The organism is Hyalangium sp. (assembly GCF_035629615.1).
In the GTDB taxonomy this organism is placed as follows: domain Bacteria; phylum Myxococcota; class Myxococcia; order Myxococcales; family Myxococcaceae; genus Hyalangium.
The window spans coordinates 1-3,677 of record NZ_DASPHO010000191.1 but is presented as its reverse complement, the minus strand read 5'-3'; the positions used below and the strand labels follow the sequence as shown (position 1 = coordinate 3,677).

At 69.5% G+C, this 3,677-nt stretch carries 2 protein-coding genes and 1 pseudogene; 1 reads left to right on the top strand and 2 read right to left on the bottom strand.

Features of this window, described 5'->3' with window-relative positions; genetic code table 11:
• Both VD972_RS09855 and VD972_RS09850 read right to left on the bottom strand, forming a co-directional pair.
• Window positions 1-733: pseudogene (locus tag VD972_RS09855) on the bottom strand (sensor histidine kinase); the annotation flags it as partial.
• Between the two features lie 96 nt (window positions 734-829).
• Window positions 830-2,989, bottom strand: coding sequence for a sensor histidine kinase (locus VD972_RS09850; RefSeq protein ID WP_324984390.1), 2,160 nt, complete (start codon window positions 2,987-2,989; stop codon window positions 830-832).
• Between the two features lie 318 nt (window positions 2,990-3,307).
• Between VD972_RS09850 and VD972_RS09845 the strand changes: the two genes are divergently transcribed.
• Window positions 3,308-3,677, top strand: a 370-nt coding sequence (locus VD972_RS09845) for a peptidase U32 family protein (protein ID WP_324984386.1), incomplete at its 3' end; no start/stop codon positions are given.

Sequence of the window (3,677 nt, the reverse complement as noted above, 5' to 3'; positions counted from 1 at the left end):
CGAACTCGGTGCTGAGTTTGATGATGCGCTCGCTGAGGAAGTCGAAGTCGGCCTGGGTGAAGCGCTGGCACTCGCGCAGCAGATCTCTCTGCAGCCCAGCGCCCCGCGCCATTCCGCCGAACTCATCCGCCAGTCCACCGCCGAGGAGCCCTCTCACGAGCGGTGAGGTGGCCTGGTCCGTCGAGAACTGGTCGATCACCAACAGGGTGTACGGGATCTCCTCCGCGGCGGGCAGCGGGTGCTCGGCGCGGTGGCGGAGCAGCGTCTCCAGGAGCTGCTCGGCGCGCTGGGGCTCTTTCTGGGCGAGCGCGACCTTGATCGAGCGCACCATGTCCAGCCGCTCCTGCCAGGGGCCCGGGGCCGAGAGCTCCATGAGGCGCTGGTGCAGCTCGGCATACAGCTTCACGGCGGGGATCCGCGCCCCAGGCCTGGGGCGGGGGAGGCGGGGCAGGAACTGGTACTGGCGGAAGAACAGGTAGAGCCCGTCAGCCTGGACGAGCGGATCCTCCACGGCCTTGTAGATGGCGGGCAGGTTCTCCGCGAGGCGCTGCCGCAGCTTCTGCCGCAGGGCCTCGGTGGCGTACCGCGCGAGCTCCTCACGGTGAGAGCGCAGCTGCGTGCGGGCGTCCTCCGTCTCCTGGGCGAAGAGGCGCTGCAGGCTCACCAGGCCCCAGCCGAGCGCCAGGAGGCCACAACCGAGTGCAAGGAGAGTGGGGAGGAGCCGGCGCAGCATCCGGGCCTATTCCTCCAGAGGAGAGCGGGAGATCTCCAGGCGCGCTTCGGGCTCCATGCCCGCATTATCTCACAAGCTGAGGGGGAGCGCGCCCTCTCAGCTCGCCAGCTCGTGCTCGGGGTGAGGGGGGCTGGCGACCGGGTTGCCCGCCGCCGGGAGGGAGATGGTGAAGAGGGTACCTACGCCCGGCTGGCTGTCCGCGCGCAGGGTGCCGCCCAGGCTGGTGACGATGGCGTGGCTCACCGACAGCCCCATGCCCGTGCTGCTATGGCGGGTGGTGAAGAAGGGCTCGAAGAGGCTCGACAGCACCTCGGGCGTCATGCCCGCACCGGTGTCCTGGACCTCGATGAGGACCTCGCCCGCCTCGCTCATGCGAGTCGCCACCCGTAGCACGTTGCGCGCCGCGTCCTGCTCGGACATGGCCTGCACCGCGTTGAGCATCAGGTTGAGGAACACCTGCCCGAGCCGCGCCTCGTCCGCCTCCACGGGGGGCACGGGCTGGAAGTCCTTGTCCAGCCGGGCGCGGTGGCGCAGCTCTCCGCGAACGAGCTTCAGGGTGTCCTCCAGCACGGGGTGCACGTCCACGCGCGCGCGATGCCGGGGCGCCTCGCGCGTGAGCAGGCGCAGATCCTGGACGATCCCCTTCAGTCGCTCCGCGCCCTCCACGGACTCGCTCAGCGCGTCGAGCACCTCGGTGATCTCCTCCGGATCCACCTCCTCCCGCCCGGTGCGCAGGGCCTCCCGGAGCCGGCCGATCTCCTCGCGGGCGAACGAGAGGTTGGCCATCAGGAAGGCCAGCGGGTTGTTCATGTAGTGGCCGACTTTTGCGGCCAGTTGGCCCAGGGAGGCCAGGCGGTCGGCCTGCATCAGGCTGGCTTCCATCTGCTTGCGCGTCGTCACGTCCTTGGCGAAGACGCGGAGGCTCTCATGGTCCTGCAGCTGCGTGGCCACCACCTCCCAGAACTGGCCGTGGATCTGCACCTGCGCGGGGCCCTCGTCCGGGGCGTTGCGGTGGGCGTACGCCAGGGCCGTCGCCACCAGCGGGTGGTCCGCGCCCAGCTCCAGCAGATCTGGAAAGCGGGTGTGGGCGGGTGGGTTGGCGTAGCGCACCTGGCCTTCGCGCCCCATCTCGAGCATCGGATCGGGGTGGAGCAGGGGGAAGGAGGCCAGCCGGTAGAGCTCCTGCTCCAGCGAGTCCAGGTCGGTGATGTCGCGCACCAGCAGCCCCAGATCGGGCTCCTGCTCACCGGGGCCGGCTGGGCGCAGCGTGGCCTCGGCGACGTACAGGCGCGTCTGCCCGCTCGTCTCCATGCGGAAGTGCATCCGGCCGTTGATGTGATTGAGGCGGGTGGAGCGCACCAGCGACTCGAGCGGGATGCCGGCCTCCGGAGGCAGCAGCTCCATGAGGGACAGGCCCTCTCCGCTTCGCAGCTTCCGGCCCAAGGCCGTGCCCGTGGAGGACCAGACGCGCCGGCAGCGCTCCTGCGCATCCACATCCAGCGTCACGTACTCCGAGTTCACCGCGCCCCGGGGCGTGGGGGCCTGGAAGGAGGTACCTCGGACGAGGGCAAAGCCCTGGATGTCGAACGGGGCGAGCACCGGCTCCAGGCCGCCCTCGTCATGGCTCATGGCGGTGATGGCGGACACCACCCGGGCGGCCTCCGCTTCGGGCATCCGGCTCGTGATGATGAGGCCGTCTGCCAGCGTGGGGGCGCTGAAGGCAAAGGGCCGGAGCTTGCGCTCCTCCGGGCCCACGCGCTCGGCCAGCAGCGCGCGGACCATGTACTCCTCCATGTGGGTGGTGAAGAAGGTGGTGACGTCCGCTTCCCCGGCGAGCACCGCCAGGAGCGCCTGCCGGTAGGTGCCATAGAAGCGCTGCTCGGCGAACAGCTCCGAGGGGGGCAGGCCCAGAGACTCCAGGTGGCGCTTGGGCAGCAGGTAGCCCGCGGTGGAGAGCGGATCCACCCAGGCGGCGCGCCGGCCTCGGAGCTTCTCCAGCGTGAGGGACTCTCCTACGCGGCAGATGAAGGCGGAGTGGTAGTACCAGCGCCCGGCTCTCACCGCGCGCAGCACGGCCCGGGACTGCGGCTCGAAGAAGTTGCACTGCTCCGCGGTGGCCAGGGCCATGTCCACCCGGCCCGCAGCCACCTCCTGCTCTACGTTCTCGTACGTGCGCGCCTGCTCCACGATCACCGGCCGGCCCACCCGCCGGGAGAGCGCCCGGCCGAAGAACTCGGCGCGGACCTGCTCCTTCACGACTCCCAGGAGCGGGTAGGTGAGGAACCGGATTGGAGAACTCGACGGCGGCAAACGCGACTCCCCTTCAACTCACGCCCTTGGATCTCCAGCGCCCCCAGGATCCAGAGCATGCCGAAGGTTCGATGGAAAGACACGGGAAATGCTTGGCTGACCCGTTTGGCGGCTCTGGTGTTAGAGCAGGGGAGCCGGAGGTTCTCCAGGGTGATAGGGATTGGAGGCCTGAGTGCGTGGCGACGCCGCAGCGCGCCATGGATCGAGGACAAGGGTGAGGTGTGGTGGGACCCGAAGTGAGTGATCGCGTGTTATGGAGGGGCCATGCCTGCCCGCCCTGAAATCCTTGCTCCCGCGGGGGATCTGGACTCGCTCCAGGCCGCGCTCGCCAGTGGGGCGGATGCCGTCTACTTCGGGCTCGATGAGGGCTTCAATGCCCGAGCCCGCGCCGAGAACTTCTCCCTCGCCCGCCTCCCCGAGACGATGGCCCTCATCCACCGTGCGGGTGCGCGGGCCTATCTCACCCTCAACACGCTCGTCTTCGAGCCCGAGCTGCCAGTCCTCGAGTACCTCATCCGTGGGGCGGCTGCCGCGGGTGTCGATGCGTTGATCCTCCAGGATCCGGCGGTGGCACTGCTGGCCCGGGCCTTGTGCCCTCAGCTCGAGCTGCATGCCTCCACGCAGATGACGATCT